This window comes from Massilia sp. CT11-108 (assembly GCF_047302915.1).
Classification (GTDB): domain Bacteria; phylum Pseudomonadota; class Gammaproteobacteria; order Burkholderiales; family Burkholderiaceae_D; genus Telluria; species Telluria orientalis.
In genome coordinates, this window is sequence record NZ_JBKYMO010001646.1 from 1 (window position 1) to 250 (window position 250).

Annotated in this window: 1 pseudogene; it reads left to right on the forward strand. The window is 74.0% G+C overall.

Annotated features, from left to right (window positions below):
• Positions 1–250: pseudogene (locus tag ACEN88_RS35895) on the forward strand (3-oxoadipate enol-lactonase); the annotation flags it as partial.

Here is a 250-nt window from a genome sequence, read left to right on the forward strand (position 1 = left end):
CATCCATGCCGCCCAGGTACGGGCCGGCGGCATGGATGGCGTGGCCGACGGTGCCGCGGCGCGCTGGTTCACGCCCGCGTTCATTGCGCGCGAACCGCACGCCGTCGCGCGCATGATCGCCCGCCTGCGCGAGCAGGATGCGCAAGGCTACGCGGCCTGCTGCAATGCGCTGGCGCACGCCGACCTGCGCAGCGCGATCGGCGCCATCGCCGTTCCCACGTTGATCATCGCCGGCGCCGCGGACCCGGTC